This is a genomic window from Crystallibacter degradans (genome assembly GCF_012952295.1).
GTDB lineage: Bacteria > Actinomycetota > Actinomycetes > Actinomycetales > Micrococcaceae > Crystallibacter > Crystallibacter degradans.
In genome coordinates, this window is the sequence record NZ_JABBCH010000021.1 from 32,130 (window position 1) to 53,640 (window position 21,511).

Here is a 21,511-nt window from a genome sequence, read left to right on the forward strand (position 1 = left end):
CCCTACAAGTGTCGGTTGTTGACCACTCGATCCATTCGAAGGTCACGTATTCAACGTCCTGGACGGCTTGCAGCGACCGGCGTGAAAGGGGCCGAGCCGGATGCATTCTCGTAGAGGCTGACCAGAGTCTCGGCAAGCGCGTTGTCGTAGCATCGCCGACGTGCCGATGGAAGCGGTCAGGCCTCCGAGCAGCAGATGATCGGTGACGGCCCCCCATTTGAATGATGATCAGGATGCCCGCTGGTCAACGTGGTTGAACAGCGGGCCCAAACACAGGGAGGGATTGACGGAACTGAGCGCCCGGCGCGAGGTGAACCCGCAATCGATGTCACAGAGTTCCGTGACCCCGCTCGGGCCGGACCGGCCACCAGGCACCGGTTCGAACCTGCTCCACGTGGATGTCGAGAGACACTTGGCAGGATTCCCAACGGTGGCGGCTGGCGCGCACGGACTTCGTCTCGCACGTCCCGGTTGGCTATCTGCTTCAGAGCGCCGTGGGGCAGCTTGTGGACCGGGCTATGGCGTGGGCGTGGCCTGCATGGCGATGTCGAGGAAATGTCCGGCGGCCCCGGTTGGCCGGCGGCCGCCGAACCAGATTGCCCGCAGGTCGCGCTCCATCGTTCCGCCGGTAACCGGGACCTGGAGCAGCCGCCCGGCTCGGAGGGCTCCCTGCACTGCCAGATTGCTCAGCACCGTAGGTCCCAGTCCGGCGATGACGCTCTGGCAGATCGCCGAGTTGCTGTTCAGCTCGGCGATGGGCTGGGCCCTGTTGGAGCCGATAACCGCGTCAAGCGCGGCGCGGGTGCCCGAACCTTCCTCACGCTCCACCAGCGGGGTGCCCGCCAGCTCTGCAGGCGTAAGCGGTGCCGTGCGAGCGGCCCAGGGATGGTCCGGGGCGATGACGACAACGAGGCAGTCGGTTACTATACGCACACTCCGGATGTCGCCGGGGATGTCGGGGGTTTCAATGAAGCCGAGTGCCACTCCTCCGGAGCGCACCCCGTCGATCACGTGCCGGGAGTTGTGGATGCGTAGGGTCGTACGGACGTCCGGGCATTCGTGGCGGAAGGTGCTGATCCAGCCCGGCACCAGGTACTCCGCGACGGTCATGCTTGCCCCGACCACCAGTTCAGGGGCCGAGGTGGCCCCCAGTGCCTCGGCCCCAGCGGAGAGGCGGTCGACGGCGTCGAGCACCTCGCGCGCCCATTCGACGGTCAGTGCCCCTTCGGTGGTTAGCCGGGACCCTTGTGCGGAGCGGTTCAGCAACGGGTAGCCCAGACGTCGCTCGAGCGTCGCGAGTGTGCGGCTGGCATTGGACTGGGCCATGCCGATCGAGCGAGCCCCCGCACTCAGGCTACCGGCATCGGCCACGGCAACCAGTACGCGGATCGCCGGCAGCTGTAGCCACTGATGGACCGGCGAATTAGGGAACGACATATCAGAATTATATGCCTGGCATGGCGCGAAGACGGCTATTGCCTGCAGGGCCCCCATGACACGGTACAAGGTATGAACCCCCAGAATCCCACTTCCGCCCCGCCGGCAACGCAACCGGAGGCTTCCAAAGCGCCGGTACGAGGGACAAGCTGGACCCGGATCCTGCCGGGGCTGGCCGCCTGCGTGGCTGCGGCCGCTGCCGTCCTGGCCGCCGCCCAGTTGCTGCCCGGGATCAGCCCCCTGTTGCTTGCCATCCTACTCGGCGTGGTCTGGCGGAACCTGGTCGGCGTGCCGGCGTCCTGGGCTGCGGGGGTGCAGCTCTCGGCCAAGAAGCTGCTGCGGACCGGCATCGTGCTGTTGGGGCTGCAACTGTCGCTGGCCGAGATACTCGGTTTGGGCGCTGGCGCCCTGCTGGTGGTGGTCGCGGCCGTCGGCCTCACCTTCGGCGCCACCATGTGGATCGGCCAGATACTGGGCATCAGTCTGACTCAGCGGCTGCTGATCGCCTCGGGCTTTTCCATCTGTGGGGCAGCCGCCGTCGCCGCAGTTGAAAGCGCCACCGACGCCGAAGAGCAGGAAACGGTTACCGCGATCGGATTAGTGGTGCTGTTCGGCACTTTGATGATCCCGCTGGTGCCCTTCCTCGGCGCGCTCCTGGGCTTGCCCGACCAGTCCTTGGGCATGTGGATCGGGGCCTCGACTCACGAGGTCGCCCAGGTGGTCGCTGCTGGCGGCGCCGTCGGCGGGGCGGCCCTGACCGTGGCTGTAACCGTGAAGCTGGCGCGCGTGCTCATGCTCGCGCCCATCATTGCAGGCATCAGTTGGCACCGTCGCCGTACGCAGCCCGGGGGTGCCGTGGCTAAACGCCCGCCGATCGTCCCGCTGTTCATACTCGGCTTCATCGCGGCCATGCTGCTGCGCACCACTGGCGTCCTCCCTGTCTCCGTCCTAGATGCTGCGCAGTGGCTGCAGGCAGCCCTGTTGACTGCGGCCATGTTCGCCCTGGGACTGGGTGTACATTTCCGCGGACTGGTGACAGTGGGCGGCAAACCCGTGCTGCTGGCCGCAGCCTCCACGCTGGTCATCCTGGCCGTCGCACTGGCCGGCACGCTCGCCTTCCCGCCTGCGGACTGAGCCCGCGCCGGCGCCTGAACAGAGGGACCCGGACGGGGGCCCTGCACGCGGCCAGCTTCCCGTGTCGGTCCGGAACCGGAGCATCAACACCGGTGCCGAATGGCTCCGCGATGCGGCTCTGGCAGTCGTCCTTTGTGCCTCCCATTCGAGAAAGCGCCCGCTCAAGGGGGTCGGTAGATGCAACATAGGAAATCCGAGTGGGGCCGGGTTGGGGTGTACTTGAACTGGAGGCTGCCTTGCGCCGGTAATTCTTGGTCATGTTGCTGGAAGGACAGCCGGGCAATTATTAGAGTCTCTGACTACGGAAACCGGCAGGGCGCGCACAGCGCCCAGGGAGGAGGAGCGCATCACCGCTGATCAATACCAAACGTCAACTGCCCAACCCGAGGAAAGCCCCTCCCGAGGGGCTTTCCCTATTTAACCGCCGGTATGAAACGGACACAGTCCTCTGTCCGGGCACTTCAGCTGGTCCACGATGAAGACTCGCAGCTGGTTTGCGGATGCGTCGTTCAGGAGTGCATATCTGTTCCAGGGCTGCGGCGTGTTCCCGCCGTCGAACCGCTGGCTGCCTGGCGGCTCCAACGGAGCCCCGACCGGTGTTTCGGCGGCCACGACACAGGCGCCGTTATCGGCGTCTACAGCTCTTTTTCTGGATGCCTTACGAGACCAAAATGCTCGCATAGCTGTGAAGGGGGCAACGGATATGCGTTGCTAAGGTGTTGATTTTATGTTGCTTATCGAAGCTCAAGATGGAATCATTGGCTTATGGAGGCCACTACACGCAACGAGATTTATCTGGATGCTACGCGGATGAACATCCACGACTTGGTCCGGGAGCTGAACGAGAACGTTGGCGCTACAGTCGTGCAGACTATGGCAGGGGTGAAGGACCGGACCTCTCCCTATAAGTGGGCCAAGCCTGACGGACCTGAGCCCCGGGCTGAAATTGAGGCCCGCCTGCGGCTCGGCTACCGGGTTTGGAAGACGCTTGAGATGGCCGAGGGTAAGCATGTGGCCTTGGCGTGGCTGATGGGTGCTAACCCGCGCCTGGATGAGAACCTGCCGGTGCTCTATGTCCAGCAGCAGCACAGCCGCGAAGTCATCGGCGCTGCAGAGGCGTTCATTAGCGATACCTACGCCGCGTGAGTGCAATCGTCGCAGAGCGCACGTGCGAAGTAACCGGTTTCCGCGTCGTGGCTGCGGGCGCCGAGAGGTCGTTCCGCGTGGCCAAGGACCGGCGCGGTGCGCTGACTGTTCACCGCAACTCCATTGTTGGGCCGTTTCCTTTCAGCTCCGATCCCGCGGACCGGAGGGGCCGTTTCGACACGATCGGATCTACGATCTATTTGGCGGATTCCCGCAGGTGCGCATATGCCGAGGTCTTGCTTGGCTTTCGCAAGAACCGGGCCGCGATCGCCAAGGCGGCAGAGTCTATTGGCTGGGACGCCAACAGGTATATCGAGCAGGTGCTCGCGGACGCCAGGACCAACGGGGTCGATGCGCCCTGGACCATCGCGATTGATTGGCAAATGGACCGGTCGATATACGAGATTAAGCTGCCGGGCGAGGGCTGGTGGGTCAGGATCGACCATGTGGACACCATTGCCGCATTGGAAAGGCTTACCCCGACTGTGGCCGGGATGACCGAGCAGGTCAAGCTTCTGACTTCCGGAGCAGTGGAGAGTGAGAACCGCGACCTGACGACTTTGCTTGCCCAAGTCATCCGGCAGCAGCACCTTTTCGATGGGTCTGAGCCGCTGGGAATCTCGTACCAGTCAAAAACACTTATGGGGCGATGCTGGGCTTACTGGGATCGCCGCGCCGACGCCGGCATCGCACCGGGAAGTAACGACCTCGTACAACTCATCTCCGAGAACGTCGGCCCCGATCCGGAATTCCACCGGGTAGCTGACCACTACCAGCTGCCACGAATGGGCGCCCGCTGCTGAGAAGATATGCTTCACATCCAGTCGGGTGGGCGGCCCGCCGTGCCCCGGCAAACCTCGAACGGGGAATGGAAGAGCCGGATCGGGTCGGCTGTAGGGGTAGCCAGAAGCCCAAACACACCTGTGTGGGTTTTGCTGTCGTGCGGACAGCCTCCGCGATGGAGTTGCTCAGGATTCAGTAAGGTCCGTAACAGCTTCTTCTGTGATGCCGTACGGCACGTTTTCGCTTAGTTCCACGGTGGATTGGCCCGGGCCGGTCTTGGTGACCAGGATGCCATGCGTTCCCTCGCTAACGGCAAGGTGCCGAAGTTCTTGCACCACGATATCGAGCAACCTCTGTGCTTCCTCCGCCGTGGTGGCCGTGACCTTCTTCCGGGCATGCGTCGTGGTCATGGAATCCATTTTCCCTCAAAATTTCTAGGTCAGAGGTCCCCGGCCGGATGCAATTTCATCCCGTGTTCCTGCGTGCCGCAACGAAAAGCTTCACGAGAGGGGAGTGGCCAGGGCCGGTAATGGCTGAAGCCATCTGCTTGACCCAGCTCCCACCATGGTCTCTGCTTCCGCCGATCAAACCGAATCGATGGAGACTTCCACGGCGAGAGCCCGTCATATGCGCCGTTATCGGCGTTGATGAACTTCAAGCGCAGCATTGGCTTGGGGTGGGAAACGCGGAATCCTGCGTAATTCCGGGCTTTGCACTGTTGGCTGTAGCGGGCGGAACCGGGCCGTTTGCGGATTTGCTGCGGAATTTTTTGCGGACTGGCGGACAACGGCACCTGTCACAGGTTGCTAGCGTGGCGTCGGGGCGACCTCTCATCTGAAGGCTGGTCCTGCCTTATCGGGTGATGCTAGTCCTGTACTGGGCGTTCCTCATTCTGCTCTTGAGCCATTCGACGGGCTAACCGGCTTGGAAGATTCGTCCCGTCATAGACATCTCCGGCCGGCACATCCCGCCGCGGAGCCGCATAAACCGTTCGTCGCACTTCCGTCAAGGCGGCGTCAACAGCCCTGAGAACCGCCGCCCGCTCTCCCTTCTTGGGCGGGGACGCAAATATCGCCGCTTCGTCACGATCGAGCTTTCCGGCGTTCACTATGAAGGGCCACATCTCGTCCTCCAGGACCTCGGCTGCCCGCCGCACGTCAGGATCAGGATGGCCGAATCTGACGAGTCTCGTACGGCGCAGCAGGTCGCCTTCCCACGTCTCCGAGATTTCCGCTTTCGTGCTCTCCAGTTCGTCGGGCTTTGGCCCGACTAAGGTGCGGGCGCGCATCTGCCGCACGAACAAGTCAAGGTCTGCTACCCACGCCACTGTCTCTGGGTGCATGGCTCTGATAAAGTCCCGCAACTCCTCACGGACTTTGGCCTGTGTCTGAAACGAGAGCATTAGCCGCTGCCCTGCCAGGGTGAAGACCGCCGCTGCCAATGCCAGAAGGAATCCAGTAGCCAAGTCGCTAAAGGTCACGTCGTAAGCCCTTTCGGCCCGTTCTCGGGACCAATCGAATAGCGGTGACAAAATGAAAGCGACCACGCCCAGAACTATGGCGCTCCAAATGAGCGCGACAGTGATCCGTGATGAGGTCATGGGCCGTAGTCTTCCATAAGGAATGAGGCGTCCTGTACAGAGCGGAGAGGAGCGTGTTCCGGCGGTCGCCGTAGCTTCTGACGCAGACAGGACCGGCCGAGAGACCGTCAGCGCGGACAAATGCACCGCGCCATAAAGTCCTCTAAATACTGCCTTTTCCCCGGCCATTCTTATTGGGAAACAGTGATACTGCGACGATACCCATGATGATGGGTGGCCATCGCCATGGCCTTCATGATCAGGGACGGAACCGGCACTCGTTGGCGATCAGTGCTTGTCGCCCTCGTTGATCTCCACCGTCAGCCCGAGGGCTGACGCGACCTTCACGAGTGTCGCCGTCGAGACGTCATCACCTCGCTCGATGCGGGCGATGGTCGGGCGCGACACGTCGGCGCGTGCGCCCAGCTCCTCCTGAGACCAGCCGCGCGATTGGCGTGCTTGACGGATCCGAGTGCCAAAGCCTCGGTTGTCCATAGGACGCATTGCCATGAGTCCTACCGGTTGCCCTTGGCACGGTTATGCATCTGACACAGCATGGTGAGGTTCGACAGGTCCGTCGAGCCGCCCTTCGACCATGCGGTGACGTGGTCGGCGTCCATCTCCTTGAGCTGGTAGATGCGCGAGTTGTTGTTGTCGTTGCCGAGCGCGCACAACGGGCAGTTTGACGTGCCGTCGACCTTCGCCTTCTGCGTCTGCTTCTCGTAGCCGGCCCGCTTGGTGCTCTCGTCGAAGATCCGGATGTCGAGCAATTGGGTCCGGGTCTTGCCGTCGAGCAGGTACTCGTAGATGCCCTTGGCGTTCTTGACAGCGTGGTCAGCCCGCAGCCTGTTGACGTCGACCTCGACCTGGGCGGTGTCGTAGGCCGTGGTGTGGTGTTCCTCGTAGAGTCGGCCCCATTCGAGCCCGCGCATCTCCCTGTCGGGTGGACGGACGAATACGCTGCTCACCCAGTCGATGACAGAGGTGAAGTAGTTCTTCAGTTCGGTGATCTCGGTATCGCGACGGTGGTGGGCTAGGTAGGCGTCGATGGTCTTTCCCTGGGCTGAGGAGACCCAGTGCAGAGCCTCTTCGAGGATCTCCTGACGTTTGGGGTCACCTTTCACATAAGCGGACCACTTCTGCATATTGGCGTTGTTCGAGTTGGAGAACTCGGCTTTGGCCTTGGTGACGAATGAACCGGAGTAGATCGCGTTGAGCATCTCCTGTTTGTTGAGCGGGACGCCGGCGATGTTGATGGTGCGGAACCACTCTTTGATCTCGGTCTCGGTGCCCTCGCACTGATAGACCAGGAGAGTGCTCTCGCGGATCTTCTGCTGATCCTCCGGAGGCAACGAGCTGAAGGTATGCTCCTTGCCGTCGACCTTGATGGCGAACTTGCCGGTGACGAACCGGCCGACGCTCGTGATGCGCTGCTGGCCGTCCAAGACCTCGAGCTTGTCACCCGCCACGTTGAAGTAGATGAGCCCGATCGGGTAACCCTTGAGCAGGGAGTCGATAACGGCGACGTCCTTCTTGCCGTCGTTGTAGATGTAGTGGCGCTGGAACTCGGGCTGGATCACGAGCTTGCCAGACAGGCCAAAGAGCCCCTTGCCTTCGAGTTCGTTGTAGACGAAGCCCTCGGTAATCTTCTCGGCCGAGTAGTGCTGGAGAGTGGTTTTCACGACTGTGCCTTCCGGTGGCGGATGAAGATTCGCTTGTAGATGCGCCTGACGGGATAACCGACGTCGAAGTAGTTCCCGGGGCCGAACGACTCGCTGCGGATGTAGCACCCTTTCGAACCGGTGTTGGACTTGGACGGGACCCCGTTCACGACCTTGCGCTTGGATTTGTAGGTTTTCGTCGGCGGGTAGTCGGACTCGTCGGTGCCAAGTATCTCGAACTGATCGGGGTTGTACTTTGCGAGCCAGGTGATGGGCACGCCCATCACGCCGTCGTAGTCAGAGGGAATCGCGTCCGTGAAAGGGACTTCAATCGCGTCGAAGTTGTCGTACTGCTGGTACTCGGCTTTGCCGTCAAGTGTGCCGATGAGCTTCTTGTTGTACCGCAGGTTATCCGCCATGGTCATGAGCTGAAGTGGCTCGTGCCGGCGTCCGTGCTCTATGTTCGTGAACCACTGGACACCCGGAACCCTGACGATGCCCTCACCCTTCTGCTCGACCCACGGACTGTGGACGGAATATGGGGTGTGGAAGTGAGCCATGTTGCGCGGAAACCCCTTCCCGAGCCACATGCGATTTTCCTTGATCAGTCGGAAAATTTCCTTGTAAGCGATCGCGTTCTGATTGCCGATAATTGAGAACGCCACGTCGCCCTGGACGACCCAGTCGATGAACTCGCGAAACAGCGAGAAGGGCGGATTCGTGATCACCAGGTCGGCCTCGTCGCGCAGCGCGGTGACCTCGAAGTTGCGGAAGTCGCCGTCGTGCTCGAGGTACTCCCACTTGAGGTCGTCAATGTTGACGACGCCGTCGCCGTTGACGTCGTCGCGCTCGAGGACGAACTTCTTGCCGTTTTGGCGGGTCTTCGTCGCGTCGAACCGCGGGTCGCCCATCTCGAAGAGCGTCGGTGTGTAGTAGGAGCCCGCAGGATTCTTGTCCGGAGCGTATGACGTCGAGATGAGTTTCTTGAGTCCGTAATCGACGAAGTGCAGGGCAAAGAATTTCGTGAAGTTTGACCACTCGGGGTCGTCGCAGGGGAGCAGGACGACCTTGTCTCGGAACACGTCGGCGTCGTACTCGAGGTAGGCGTTCATCTCCCGCTCGATGTCGACCCACTGGGTGTAGAACTCGTCGTTTTTCGCTGCCTTGGCGGCGTTCAAGATCGAAGATCCACTGGTGGTCGTAGTCATGCTCATGCTCCGTGTGCCGGTCGTCGGGTTGTATCAGAAACTTTACAGGGCTGACCTGCGCGATCTCGCACGACGCGGCGGGCCGCGCTCTCGGGCTGGAACTCATCGGTACAGCGGGGGTACCGAAACTCCTAGGCTGGCGGAGAATTCCTTTGGGGGGAGTACCTTGGCTAAGCAATTATCGATCTGAGCGAAGTGGGGTCCTCCAGCTGGCTCCTTCCTTCAGCGGTCGTTCACGACGCGACTACCCGTCGCGAAGACCTCATCAACTAGATTGGTGAACATGGAGAAACTGAATGTTGCGCTGAGAAACTGCCACGGGATTCGAGAACTCAACGCGACCTTCACATTCGAGAAGGGTAACGCCGTCGCGATATATGCGCCGAACGGCACGATGAAGACCTCTCTTGCTCGAACACTGGGGGATCTGTCTTCAGGCGAAGAGACAACAGATCGCATGTTTCCGAGTCGGGACACCGAACGCAGCGTTACCGATGAGGCGGGTAATTCCCTCGACCCGAACGATGTGGTCGTTGTGTTGTCGTACGACGAGGAATTCGGGCCGACGGAATCCACGTCAACTCTCCTCGTCAACCCCGAGCTGAGGAAGGAGTACGAAGCGCTTCAGGTCGACCTCTTCCAGGCGCGGGAGCAGCTCGTGAGTGCGCTTCGGGCTCAGTCGGGAACGAAGCAAGATGTAGTTCGCACCATCTCGCGGGTATTCACACGACAGGACGATAACTTCTTTACGGCACTGGTCCGTATTAGCTATGAGGTCGAACAGCAGGAGGACGCCCCCTTCGCTGAGCTGCCCTATGACGTGCTGTTTAACGACAAAGTCGATGTGATCCTGCGTTCGCCCGCTCTTCAATCGGCCCTCGCACAGTACGTGACACGGCTGAACGAGCTTCTCGACGAGTCAACGTTTTTCAGTCGTAATTCTTTCAACTTCTACAACGCCACCAACATTACGAAGAGCCTCGGCGACAACGGATTCTTCGCCGCGAATCACTCCCTACTGCTGCACGGCAATGGCGAATCCCACCCTGTCACAAGCCGGGACGATCTGGATGCTCTGATCGCCGAGGAGAGGGGACGCATCACGGACGACAAGGCCCTGCGAAAAAAGCTCGACGCGGTTGAGAAGGCTTTACAAAAGAACGTCGACACTAAGAGGTTCTTCGAGTACATCAGCAGCCATGAGGAACTCCTGCCCGAGTTCGCGAACGTCGATTCCTTCCAGCAGGCTGTGTGGAAGTCATATCTCAAGACGCATGAGGAAGCATTTCAGCACGCGGTGAAATGCTACAAAGACACCGAGGTCCGCCGGAAGGCCATTGAACAACAGGCTGCTGCCGAGAGTACGCAGTGGGAGAAGGTCATAAAGATCTTTAACGATCGATTCTTTGTCCCATTCAGGCTGAGCGCTGAGAACAAGCACAAGGTGATGCTAGGCCAAGAGACAATGCTCAAATTGGTCTTCCAGTTCGAGGATGGAGGCGACTCTCGAGGAGTCGAGCGGGACGATCTTCTTCAGGTGCTCAGCAACGGTGAGAAGAAGGCGCTCTATATCCTCAACGTGCTCTTCGAGATGGAGGCGCGCAAGGCGGCCGGCCGCGAGACCCTTTTCGTTATCGACGATCTTGCCGACTCGTTTGACTATAAGAACAAGTACGCCATCATTCAGTACCTCAAGGAAATGGCGGATCACACGAACTTTAAGTTGGTCCTGCTTACGCACAACTTCGATTTTTTCCGAACATTAAGGAGTCGCGGCATCGTCGGTTACGACCGATGCTTCATGGCTCAGAAGGGGGAGTCAAAGGTCATACTGAGCAAAGCCCAGCACATCAACAACCCCTTTATCCACGGCTTCAAGAACAATTTCTTCGCTGACGGAATGCAGAGGGTGGCGTCCATTCCCTTCGTACGAAACATCCTCGAGTACACCAAAGGCACCGACGACGATGACTACATCAAGCTGACCTCCCTCCTTCATTGGAAGAGCGATTCACGTCTCATCACGCAGGCTAACTTGGACCGGATCTTCATTGACACGTTCCGTGGTTTCGACAGTAAGGCCTGGGGGACGCCGAACGGTTCCGTCATCGATCTGTTGATCGAGCAAGCCGACCTCGCCGTTCAGGCACCTGAAGGAGTGAACTTTGAGAACAAGATCGTGCTAGCTATAGCTACTCGACTACTCGCAGAAAGTTACATGGTGGCGGAGCTAGCTGACCCGGATTTCACAGACGCCATCACGGGGTTACAGACCCAGAAATTATTCCAAGCATTCAAGAGCCGCGATCTTGGCACGGCTGAGTCACGGGACATCCTCGACAGTGTCGTACTTATGACGCCTGAGAATATTCATGTGAACTCGTTCATGTACGAGCCCATCATCGACATGTCAGACGCGGCACTACGCGGACTGTACTCCGAGGTCAAGCGACTCAGCCCTGGCTTGAGCTGACCAGCGGAGAACATGGATGAGTGATCGAGAGACATATTTTCAGCAGTTGACCCAGCGCGACTCCGAATTGGCGGGGGCGGGCATGAGATTCGATTTCAAACGAATCGAAGAGTGGCACCGATCTGGCCAGAAAGCTTGGAACGTCGGCTCTGGATCAGTCCTAGATATTGCGGACGCCCTGACTGAGCCACACCAGGTCTCGCACCTTATCGGCTACCTGCTCCATACTGCAGTGGACCATCTGCATGCGCTGAAGGCTCTGTTGGCTGATGCCGAAGCCCAACATACATTCGCGCCGTACACCCTAATTCGAGGCTCTATTGAAGCAGCCTCAACTGCTCTGTGGATCCTTCGAGATGCTGATCCGCGACTCGTTACGCGAAGGGCTCTGCATCTGGAGTACCAGAATTTGTGGGATCAAAGGCGCGCCACAAGGTTGGTCGATAAAGACGCCGATTTTGACGAGGAACGCTCAGCTCTTCTTAAGAAGGTCCTCGATCGAAACAATTTGACCACCGCAGTGGTCAAGAAGCCGCTCCACGTCAGCGAAGTAATAGCGACTGCGGCCGAAGTCTTCGCCCTGCCAGCTTCCCGTTTGACCTGGCAGATGTGCTCAGCTGCAGCCCATGGACGCCCGTGGGCTAAGCAGTTCCTTACCCTTTTTGAAGCCCACGATGACGACGGAATTTCCAAGACCCTCAGCGGACAGCTCACTTCCAATCAGCTAGCCATGGCGATTTCCCTCAATAATGCCTGCGAGGTCTTCGATAAAGCACGAATCGTCCGCAACAAACACTCACGCAATCCCAACCACACTGGCTCAAGCTTCACCAATCCATCGCCTGGGCTGCATCTTGTAACCAAGAGGCTGTTCACACCGAGATAGCCGCTGACCTGGCGCTTCCGGCGCTCTAGTTCTCGCCATCCGTCAAGCGCTAACCCATGAACCCAGATGCGCTCCTGCGCCGCCCAATTTTCAGTGAATGCATCAATACTGCTGTTCGGTTCCCTGAACCGACACTCGCAACTATCGATGAAAACTAACCCGAATACCGGTGCAACTCACAAATCGATGGCCCCCGAACCGCAGGTCCGGGTCTCGCCAAAGGATCGTTTGTTATGATGACGGGCGGTGACCCTCAAACACCACTCGAAGTCCCGAAATCTCGGAACCTGCCTCGTCTCATTAATATGTCTCACTTCTGATACTCTCAGGAAAAGGAAAAATAACCTTTAATGCGACGGGGGGCGGCATGGCAAGCATCGGATACGCCAGGGTCAGCACCCTGGACCAGAACGCAGATCTGCAGCACACGGCGCTGAGAGCTGCGGGCTGCAAGAAAATCTTCACGGATCATGGCGTTAGCGGAACGAGAGCCAGCCGGCCCGAACTGGACAAGCTACTCGATCACCTGCGCGACGGTGACGAGGTCGTGGTCTGGAAGCTGGACCGGCTGGGTCGGAACACCCGAAACCTGCTGGCCCTCATCGATGATTTGGAAGGACGTGGCGTGCACTTCCGCAGCGTCACGGAAGGCATCACCACGACAGGGCCCATGGGCAAGGCCATGCTCACTGTGATGTCCGCATTCGCCCAGCTGGAACGTGACCAGCTGGCCGAGCGCACCAAAGCAGGCATGGCCGCAGCCGCCGCCAACGGACGCAGGGCAGGACGGCGCGAAATCAGTGCTGGGGACCGCAACGTCAAGCGCGCCCGCGAGCTGAAAGCGCAAGGCCTTAAGCCTGCCGATATTGGCAAGATCATCGGAACCAGCCGCGCCACCGTCTATCGGTATCTGAGCCTGGATGCCGACTAGTGCGAAATCCGGGTTAGCAGTGAATGTCACGTGGACGACGCTTGCTGAGACTACGCCGAGGAATTATTACCGTGACGCTGATCAGCTAACGGACCCGATCCGGCTCTCCAGGGGAATTGACCAATGGAAAGCTGCGTGGGCGCGGGGATTGTGCTGCCGCGGGTACCTTTAGCCTGACTTGGTTCTTCCCTGGGCTGATCGTCTGGCTGTGGCTAGGCGTCTAGGACCAGCTTCGGGCACTTGGAGCGGCTGACGCATATGAACATGGTGTCGTTCTTCGCCCGTTCCTTTTCGGACAGGATGGTGTCGCGGTGCTCGACTTCGCCCTCGAGGACTTTTGTTTCGCACGTACCGCAGAATCCTTCTTCGCAGGAGGACATAAAGGAGGGGTTCACTTCGAGCACGACGTCCAGTACAGACTTGTCGGATGGAACTGTCAGCGTGCAGCCGGACTGCCGCAACTCAATTTCAAAGGGCGCATCTGTAGCCGTATCCGCTGTACCCGTGGTGCTGGCGGGCGGCGTTGCGGAGGCGAAGTGTTCGGCGTGGAAGGCGTCCGCACCCAAGGTATCTACCGTGATTTGTTGAAGGTCGGCGAGGAGCCGCTCCGGTCCGCACGCATAGACGGCCGTTCCGGTGGGTGCATCCTTGATTTCGGTGAGTAAGTCGGCCCTGCCGCGCTCGTCCTTCGGATAGACCGCGAGGGAATCTCCCATGATCTCCTGGAGTTCATCGATGAACGCCATTGTCTGGCGGCTGGACCCGCAGTAGACAAGCCGGGTGCTCTTGCCTGCGGCCACGAGTTGACGTGCCATGGCCAGGATGGGTGTGATGCCGATGCCGCCCGCGACCAGGAGGTAGTGCGCTGCGCCATCCTCGATTTTGAAATGGTTGCGTGGTCCGCGCGCCATCAGTGTTGTCCCTAGCCTGGTCTGTGAGTGAATTTCCTCGGACCCGCCCCGCCCGTTGGTTTCGCGCAGAACGGCTAGACGGTACCGCTGCAGATCACCCGGGTCGGAGCACAGGCTGTACTGCCGCACCGTGCCTGAAGGCAGGACGATGTCCAGGTGGGCGCCGGGCTGCCACTCGGGAAGTGCGCGGCCGTCGGGAAGGGCCAGTTCGAGGGACATGACGCTGCTGGATTCCTGGCGCAGGCCGCGGACGACAAGGTCAAACGACTCGGTGGACATGATTAGACTCCGGGAGTGGGAAGTTGGAAGAGTTTGCCGGGAACGGCGTCCTTGGTTCCGCCCTTGAGGACCTCGATGAAGTCGCGTGCGAGGTCGGCTTTCCTCACCGTGACGAGCATGTCGAGCTCGCGGCGGAGCACCATCATGGAAGTGGAGCCGGGTTCGGAATCCCAGCCGCCGACGCCGACCAGGACACCTGCGAGGAGTGTTCCCTGGTTCCGTCCTGCGGTAGCCATGACTTCCACGAAATCGTCGGGAGTCTCCTCGAGCCGGGATCCGAGGAACACCATCATGTCCGTGGTCGCGGCGAGGTCGCTGACGGTTTCCGTGGAGGGATGGGCCGCCGGCGAATCGATTTCGCGGAGGAGGACTGCGTCGGGATGGCTGGCCGGTGCCGCGACCAGAACTTCCCGCAGGCCGGCGTCTGACATGGACGAGACGAGTGCGGCGCCGGAAGGTCCCAAAGGGACAAGAAGGATGCGGGCCTTGTAATAGGCGCGCGACGTCAGATAAGTCATGGTCTTTCCTTAGATTGGGGTTGTCGCAGGTTAGAGCGCCGGCCGGACGACGACATGCGGACTGCTGGGCCCTGAGCGGTCCAGCAGGGTGCGGAACAGGTCGTCAACGCCGTCCAGGCCGACGTCGATGCTGGGTACGTGCTCCAGACCCGTATTTCCGGCGGCAAGAAGTTCGATGCTCCTGGTAACGGCTTCCGGTGAACGCCCCCGCACGCCGACGACTCCGGACGCGCCCCGCACGAGGGTTTTCAGGTTCACTTCGGCGACGGGAGTATCTCCCAAGCCGGCCAGGACTAGACGTCCCAGCTTCCTCAGATGCTCCGTGGTTTCGAGAGCAGGTCCTCCAAGACCGACGGTATCAACGATGACGTCGAATCCGTTGCCCTTGCCATGCCTGCCCAGCGCCGCCGAAGTTGACTTGGCGTCGTCGTTAGTGACGATGGAGGCGCCCATGGCCTCGGCAATCTCCAGGCGGTCCCGACTGGTGCGGGAGTTGCGGCCCAGCACCACGATCTCCTCGGCGCCGACCGCCGTGGCTGCGGCTACCGCGGCGACACCGTGGTAGCCGGGTCCGATGACGGCCACGCGCGATCCGCTCTTGGCACCACCAATGTTGATGACCCAGTCGACTGCGTTTGCAAAGGGCTGGGTCCAGGCAGCGAGGTTCGAGTCAAGGTCCCGGGGCAGTTTGTGCAGCACCGTCCGGGTCGATAGCTCCAGGTATTCCGCGTTGCCGCCGTGAAGGCCGGAGCCCTCGTGGAGGCCGAGCATTCCGACGCGGCGCTGTCCGCCCCATAAATCCGCCTCCGGGCAAAACCGGTATACGTCGGGCCGTGAACAAGCTTCACAGCTGGCACGTCCGCAGGGCAGGTATTCCTCGAGCGCTACTCTGTCGCCGACTTCAACGTCCCACGACCACTGCATGGCAGGACTGAGAGAGACGATTTCGCCGACGACGTGGTGGCCCATGACCGTGGGATGGCCGAGGCCCTGCTGGTAGAGATCCAGATCTGTCCCGCACAGGGCCGAAGATTCTACCTTGAGCCAGCCGGCGGCGGTGGTCGCCAGGGCCGGATCGAGCGTCTCGACCGCCGTCGTTGAATCAGGCAACGAGACGGCGGCCCTGACAGCAGCGGGGAGGGGTGCGCCCAGTGCCAGAGCCGTTTCGAGAAAGGCGACGGGGGAAGCCTGGTCCTTCATGCGGAACTCCTGTCGGTCTCGGATCTAGATGGAAACGAAGTCGGTTCCGGGGACCACTTGGATGGCCTTGTTCGCACCTTCATGGAACGGGATGTCTTTGGGCAGCAGCATTGACGTTGAGCGGACACGCTGGTCCGCAGTATCGATGCCGGGGAGGGCCTCGTCTTCCATGCTGTCCAATGCTGCGAGCAGGCGGCGCCGGGCCAGGATGATGGCAGCGTCCGAAGTGCCCAGACGCTCCTTGGTGCGGTCCGCGATATCGCCCATGCTCTCCTGAAGGGAGAAGTCCTGCGCGGCGATGCCCTCAATGCCGGAGAAGGTCTTGTTCTGCTTCTGAGCCTCCCGGTCCATGAGGTAGTCGTTGCTCTTATTGGCAAGGGTCCGGTACGTTCCCGGGATGTACTTGGCGTGGATGCCGTCGCCGTTGCGCATCTGCTCGAGTTCGTCCTCCCGCAGGTCCCGGGTCGGGTGGTAGTTCCACGACCAGGCCCAGCAGGTGGTTTCGTCGATCGGGACCCAGGCGTGGCCGCCCATGGGGTTGTGCGTGCCGAAGGGGGGAATGATCGTGTAGAAAGGCATAATCCACTGCGTGATGCGCCAGTAGAACTCTTCCTCGTTCGCGTTGCGGCGGGCGCCGATCAGCAGCCCGCCGTCGCTTTCGGCGACCTCGAATTTCGGGCGGGTGTCAGCCTTGATGTAGTCGTTACCGGCCGTGCCGGAGTGCATGGGGTCATCGTCCAGATTGAAACGGTGGGCGAATGAAACGTGGCTGGAATCAATGCCTCCCTCCATGGCCTGGAGGTAATTGGTCTCCTGGAGGCGTTTGGAAATGAATCGCTGCCCCTCGCCGAGTAGGGCCCACTCGAGCTCCGGGAGTTCTGGCATGTGTTCGGCAGGTCCCATGTATGCCCACAGCACGCCGCCCCGTTCCACCAGGGGGTACGACTTCTGCTTGATCCGGCACTTGAACTTGGAGTCCTCCGGCTCTGAAGGCATGTCCGTCAGGTTGCCCTCCACGTCGTACTTCCACCCGTGATAGGCGCAGCGCAGTCCGTTTTCCTCGTTTCGTCCGAAGTAGAGGGAGGCCGTCCGGTGTGCACAGAACTCGTCCAGGAGGCCCAGCCGGCCAGAGGTATCACGGAACGCGATGAGCTTCTCGCCCAAGAGCTGGACGCGGACCGGGGGGCAGTCGGCTTCGGGCAGCTCCTCGGCAAGGAGCGCGGGGAACCAATACCGCCGGAACAACCGCCCCATGGGCGTTTCCGGTCCTGTCTGGGTCAACAAAACGTTCTGTTCTGAAGTAAGCACTGTGCGGGCCTTCCGGTACGAGTCAAAATCAAATGTCCGTTGTGCGCGCAATTGCGCGTTATGCGGTTTGACTAGTGTTGCATGGGTCTCTTTTGCCCGTCAAGGAGGACGCTGACGGACGGGCGGACAGTCGTCCGGGGCAATGGTCTAGATTCAAGATTGTGAATTCATCAATGCCTTCCGCCGCAGAGGCCGCAGTCAAGGACCCCGACCATGTCGACTCCCTGGAGCGGGGACTGAGCGTCCTCGGGGCGTTCAGCATGCAGGAAGGGGCGCTCTCGGTCGCCGACTTGGCGGCTCGCGTGGGCATCACACGTACAGCGGCCCGCAGATTTGCCCTGACCTTGGAGTACCTGGGCTACGCACACCAGTCGGCGGAGGGTTACTCGCTGGCGCCCGGCGTGCTCGAGATCGGTGATGCATACCTTCGCAGCAATCCGCTGCCGGACGCCGCGCATCCCCATCTGGAAGAACTTGTCCGGCTGGTGGGTGAAACGGCTTCCTTGACCGTCCTGCACAAGAGGCGCGTCTACTACACGGCCCGCGTAGCCGCCGACAGGATCATCACGGCAAACATCACCCTTGGAACCAACGTCCCCGCCTACAGCACGGCCACAGGGCGGGTTCTGCTGGGCGGCCTTGATCCGGACGAACTGGAGGACTACCTGTCAACCATCGAAGCCGCCTCCGGCTTCGACCCGGACTACGTGCGGGCGAGGATCGTCGAAGCCCGCGAGCAAGGCTGGGCCGTGGCCGATCAGGAGATGACGACTGGAATCCGGTCCGTAGCCGTCCCTCTGCGGAATCCGGAGCAGCGGATCATTGCCGCACTGAACATTTCCGCTCACGCGACGCGCGTGCACACCGCGGTGCTCGAGACCGACTTCGTTCCGCTGCTCCAGTCTGCCGCGCAACATACTGCGGACACGCTCTGGCCGAGTGCCGGGTTAGCTCCCGGCCGACCAACCATGCCTCCCGCACACGTCGCGCGTCCGATTGCTCGCCCGACCGATGCCATCCAGTCAGTAGAGCGCGGATTGTGCATCCTCACCGCTTTCGACGAGGGCCACCCGACTATGAATCTGGCACAGATATCCGAACGGTGCCGACTCCCGCGCTCGGCTGCACGCCGCTTTGTACGGACCTTGGCCTCGCTCGGCTACCTTGAACCGCAAGGGCGCAGCTTCGTCCCAACTCCCCAGCTCCTGGAACTGGGATACTCCCTGCTTCCCAAGCTTTCCCTTGCGGACGTGGCCAAACCACGCCTCGAAGCGCTGGCACGAAAACTCGGGGCATCCGTTTCGATCGGTGTCCTCGACGGCAAGGACCTGCGGTATGTAGCCAGGGTGAGTGCGCCCAGCCCTCTGACCGTAAACATTCGCGCGGGCAGCCGCGTCCCCGCGCACCGGACGGCGATGGGCCAGGTTCTACTGTCCCTGCAGCCGCCCGGGACCTTGCAAGACTTGCCGCGCTCCTCGGGCGGGGACAACACCAGTGGCGGCCTGGCCGAACTGGCCGACACGCTGGCACTGGTCCGAGAGCAGGACTGGAGCTACGTAGACCAGCTGCTCGAAGTGGGAATCCGCGCCGTGGCGGTCCCTCTTCGCAACCGCCGAGGAGAGGTGGTGGCCGCTTTGAGCGCCTCTCTACACGACGCATCCACCCCGGATCAGGACATGACCAACACGTTCCTGCCAGCGTTGCGGACCGCCGCCGACGATTTCGTCATGGATCTCAGAGACGGCCTCGACATCTAAATAGAGTGTCCGTCTAGCGCGCAGTGTTACACTAAGCGGACGAAAAACTTGTCTGCGGTGGTGCTGGTTGTTATATTCATCACCTAACTCTCAGCGGTTGCGCGATGTCCCCCGGCAACCATGCCCCTCAGATGGAATACACATGACTACACTTGCCCCTGCAAAAACTGCCACCGAGGCTGATCCTTCCAAGCGGCCTTATCGGTGGCTTGTCCTCGTGCTTTGCTGGCTCGCTTTCACCATGACCTCCGTTGACCGTTCGACGTGGGGCCCTGCGTCGATCTTCATTGGCGAAGACCTCGGTGTACCGTTGGCAAGTTTGGGGCTTTTCGCCACCTTCTACTACATCGGGTACGTCGTCTCGAACGCCGGCAGCGGATTCCTCACCGACAAAGTGGGCGGACGTCTTCTCATTACGGTGTCCCTCGTCGGTGCCGGCGCTTCCATGATGTTCTTCGGGTCAACGACCTCGGCGGCAATCGGGATGACCGTCCAGGCGGCCATCGGACTCTTCGCCGGAGCTGAATATGCCGCAGGCATCAAGCTAATCTCCAGCTGGTTCCGTCCCGAAGAACTCGGCAAGGCCATGGGGATCTACACTTCAGCAACATCACTCGGCGTCGTCGTGGCTAACACCGCCGTCCCCTACCTCATCGAGCATTACTCCTGGCACGCCTCCTATTTGCTTTTCGGAGGCATTTCCATTGTGGCGGGTTTTGTTTGCTACACCATGCTGAGGCCCGGCCCCGTCGTGTCCAGGAAGACCCGCAGTGCTGAAGGCCGGTCTGCCCTTCGCGAACTGGCACGCAATAAGAACCTTCTGCTCCTGGCCCTGGCAGGATTTGGCGGTTTCTGGGGAACCTATGGATTCATCACGTGGTCCAACGCCCTCATGATCAAAGGGCACGGCATCGACCCGGTGGTCGCCGGAGGCATTGTGGCAATCTACGCAGCCCTCGGCGTCCTCGGCAAGCCCCTCATCGGCTGGATCGCCGACAAGTTCAACGGCGCACGCAGGATTCCTGCCATGGTGGTCCTTGGCTGCTTCTCCGTCATGCTCGTCATCTTCGGCCTGCTGGACAACGCCCTGGCCTTTTTCATCGCTGCCCCATTACTGGGGCTAGGAGCCTACTGTTACCTTCCGCTCATCGTTGCCCTCGTGCCCCGGCTCGTCAGCAGCAGCGTTGTCGGCAGCGCCGCCGGAATGACCAACGCCATGTGGCAAATCGGCAGCGTTCTAGTTCCATTGGCAGTTGGCGCCGTTTTCGCCGCTACCGACAATTCCTTCATGGCCGCCCTGATCACACTTGCAGCCGGCCCCTTCCTTGGCATGATCATCATGTACTTCGTCAACGAGCGCCCAGATGATGTTGAAATCGCTGTGAAGGCGGAAGGAAAGGCTTAAAACACCAAAGACCGGCTACTCCCTACCTACCCGGACCAATCGGCCCGGACTCAAGGCCGCCCGGAGGACCCGGGAGCGGAACGAGCGGCCTGGGGAAGGAATATCTCCTCCGCTTGCTCAAACGGGGGCCGGGCCAGGTCTGGTTTCCTCGAATGCGCCTTGTCCGTTCTGCGGTACGAAGGATCGGTCGCGCTCTGCGCGACTCAACTGGCTGAGAATACCGGCCTCGCACGGAACAGCCGCACGCCGCATTGTCTGACCCTCCAGGACCTTACCTCTGCGTCTCGGCCGGCTTGCCTGTGCCGCAGCATGGTGATTCCAGCACAGGGACCCGGCTCCGCGCACTTACCCATCAGCATCTTTTCATCCCTTATGAGGCGGTGGTGGGGGAGGGGAGACTGCCGCACTGACTGTTCTGCGCCATCGGTGTGTGTCGCCGATAGCGGTCCGTGCCGCGGCTGAACGCGTGGGGACCGCCAAATAGCTGGGCGCTGTCAGTTTAGGGACTCACTCGGTCGTATCGATTGCCATTCCGGCTCCTGAAATGGCAGCCGACGTCGTAGCAGAATTCATGGGTCATCCCCGGCCGCTCAACGAACGGTCCTGCCCATGCTGGAGAAGTGCCACCCGCTCCACCGAATCGGGCACAGGAAAGTGGCTTCGAAACGGCCGAGACGGGCGCAATAGGAACCGACAATGCCGACACCTCTTGGCACAGGCTCGATGGCCGGCGTTCCACGGCACGAGGGGAGGTGCAATTGCAGGGCAAGGCCTGCCCGGGGTTTCCTGCGCAACTTGCATTACTTTCGACATATCGGGTGACAGTGTGTGCTTCCAACTGTCACCCGCGGTCTTGGCACCTATACAATGGGTGTTCAATTTTTCGTGGCCATGC

Annotated in this window: 18 protein-coding genes; 8 read left to right on the forward strand and 10 right to left on the reverse strand. The window is 60.8% G+C overall.

Features of this window, described 5'->3' with window-relative positions:
* Positions 1 to 516: 516 nt before the first annotated feature.
* A complete protein-coding gene (locus HGO92_RS20735; protein ID WP_169998239.1) occupies positions 517 to 1,437 on the reverse strand; it encodes a LysR family transcriptional regulator in 921 nt (306 codons plus the stop codon).
* A 72-nt stretch (positions 1,438 to 1,509) separates the two neighbouring features.
* Here HGO92_RS20735 and HGO92_RS20740 point away from each other — a divergent pair, with 72 nt between their 5' ends.
* The 3 genes from HGO92_RS20740 to HGO92_RS20750 all read left to right on the forward strand — a co-directional run bounded on the left by HGO92_RS20740 (position 1,510) and on the right by HGO92_RS20750 (position 4,520).
* Entirely contained in the window at positions 1,510 to 2,571 is a 1,062-nt protein-coding gene (locus HGO92_RS20740; protein WP_169998241.1) for a YeiH family protein, read from the forward strand.
* Positions 2,572 to 3,336: 765 nt separating this feature from the next.
* Entirely contained in the window at positions 3,337 to 3,717 is a 381-nt protein-coding gene (locus tag HGO92_RS20745; RefSeq protein WP_169998243.1) for a hypothetical protein, read from the forward strand.
* 77 nt (positions 3,718 to 3,794) lie between these two features.
* Positions 3,795 to 4,520 carry a hypothetical protein gene (locus HGO92_RS20750; protein ID WP_169998245.1) on the forward strand — a complete coding sequence of 242 codons (726 nt, stop codon included), beginning with the start codon at positions 3,795 to 3,797 and terminating at the stop codon, positions 4,518 to 4,520.
* A gap of 165 nt (positions 4,521 to 4,685) precedes the next feature.
* Here HGO92_RS20750 and HGO92_RS20755 read toward each other — a convergent pair whose 3' ends face one another.
* From HGO92_RS20755 to HGO92_RS20775, 5 genes are all read right to left on the reverse strand, one after another.
* Positions 4,686 to 4,910 carry a hypothetical protein gene (locus HGO92_RS20755; RefSeq protein ID WP_169998247.1) on the reverse strand — a complete coding sequence of 75 codons (225 nt, stop codon included), beginning with the start codon at positions 4,908 to 4,910 and terminating at the stop codon, positions 4,686 to 4,688.
* Between the two features lie 455 nt (positions 4,911 to 5,365).
* Positions 5,366 to 6,100: a hypothetical protein gene (locus tag HGO92_RS20760; protein ID WP_169998249.1), complete on the reverse strand. Its 735-nt coding sequence runs from the start codon at positions 6,098 to 6,100 to the stop codon at positions 5,366 to 5,368.
* A gap of 267 nt (positions 6,101 to 6,367) precedes the next feature.
* The gene (locus HGO92_RS20765) at positions 6,368 to 6,583 is read right to left on the reverse strand and encodes a helix-turn-helix domain-containing protein (protein ID WP_240974827.1); all 216 of its coding nucleotides are present in this window, start codon (positions 6,581 to 6,583) and stop codon (positions 6,368 to 6,370) included.
* An 11-nt stretch (positions 6,584 to 6,594) separates the two neighbouring features.
* On the reverse strand, positions 6,595 to 7,761 hold the full coding sequence (locus tag HGO92_RS20770; protein WP_169998250.1) for a GmrSD restriction endonuclease domain-containing protein: 1,167 nt from the start codon (positions 7,759 to 7,761) through the stop codon (positions 6,595 to 6,597).
* Complete coding sequence (locus HGO92_RS20775; protein WP_169998252.1) at positions 7,758 to 8,948, reverse strand: adenine-specific methyltransferase EcoRI family protein; 1,191 nt, start codon at positions 8,946 to 8,948, stop codon at positions 7,758 to 7,760. Before HGO92_RS20775 ends, HGO92_RS20770 begins: the two co-directional genes overlap by 4 nt.
* A gap of 283 nt (positions 8,949 to 9,231) precedes the next feature.
* On the opposite strand from HGO92_RS20775, the gene HGO92_RS20780 reads away from it, so the two are divergent.
* From HGO92_RS20780 to HGO92_RS20790, 3 genes are all read left to right on the forward strand, one after another.
* Positions 9,232 to 11,421 (forward strand): AAA family ATPase, encoded by a 2,190-nt coding sequence (locus tag HGO92_RS20780; RefSeq protein WP_169998254.1) that lies wholly within the window; start codon positions 9,232 to 9,234, stop codon positions 11,419 to 11,421.
* Positions 11,422 to 11,437: 16 nt separating this feature from the next.
* A complete protein-coding gene (locus HGO92_RS20785) occupies positions 11,438 to 12,307 on the forward strand; it encodes a hypothetical protein (protein ID WP_169998256.1) in 870 nt (289 codons plus the stop codon).
* A gap of 367 nt (positions 12,308 to 12,674) precedes the next feature.
* A complete protein-coding gene (locus tag HGO92_RS20790; RefSeq protein WP_169998258.1) occupies positions 12,675 to 13,238 on the forward strand; it encodes a recombinase family protein in 564 nt (187 codons plus the stop codon).
* Between the two features lie 212 nt (positions 13,239 to 13,450).
* Here HGO92_RS20790 and HGO92_RS20795 read toward each other — a convergent pair whose 3' ends face one another.
* The 4 genes from HGO92_RS20795 to HGO92_RS20810 are packed head-to-tail and all read right to left on the reverse strand — an operon-like array spanning position 13,451 to position 17,427.
* The gene (locus HGO92_RS20795) at positions 13,451 to 14,428 is read right to left on the reverse strand and encodes a PDR/VanB family oxidoreductase (RefSeq protein ID WP_169998260.1); all 978 of its coding nucleotides are present in this window, start codon (positions 14,426 to 14,428) and stop codon (positions 13,451 to 13,453) included.
* Between the two features lie 2 nt (positions 14,429 to 14,430).
* A complete protein-coding gene (locus tag HGO92_RS20800; protein ID WP_169998262.1) occupies positions 14,431 to 14,946 on the reverse strand; it encodes a hypothetical protein in 516 nt (171 codons plus the stop codon).
* A gap of 30 nt (positions 14,947 to 14,976) precedes the next feature.
* On the reverse strand, positions 14,977 to 16,146 hold the full coding sequence (locus HGO92_RS20805) for a zinc-dependent alcohol dehydrogenase (protein ID WP_169998264.1): 1,170 nt from the start codon (positions 16,144 to 16,146) through the stop codon (positions 14,977 to 14,979).
* A gap of 24 nt (positions 16,147 to 16,170) precedes the next feature.
* Positions 16,171 to 17,427 (reverse strand): Rieske 2Fe-2S domain-containing protein, encoded by a 1,257-nt coding sequence (locus HGO92_RS20810; protein WP_205834854.1) that lies wholly within the window; start codon positions 17,425 to 17,427, stop codon positions 16,171 to 16,173.
* Positions 17,428 to 17,615: 188 nt separating this feature from the next.
* Here HGO92_RS20810 and HGO92_RS20815 point away from each other — a divergent pair, with 188 nt between their 5' ends.
* Complete coding sequence (locus HGO92_RS20815) at positions 17,616 to 19,211, forward strand: IclR family transcriptional regulator domain-containing protein (RefSeq protein ID WP_169998268.1); 1,596 nt, start codon at positions 17,616 to 17,618, stop codon at positions 19,209 to 19,211.
* Between the two features lie 142 nt (positions 19,212 to 19,353).
* The gene (locus tag HGO92_RS20820; RefSeq protein ID WP_169998270.1) at positions 19,354 to 20,616 is read left to right on the forward strand and encodes an MFS transporter; all 1,263 of its coding nucleotides are present in this window, start codon (positions 19,354 to 19,356) and stop codon (positions 20,614 to 20,616) included.
* Positions 20,617 to 21,511 lie beyond the last annotated feature (895 nt).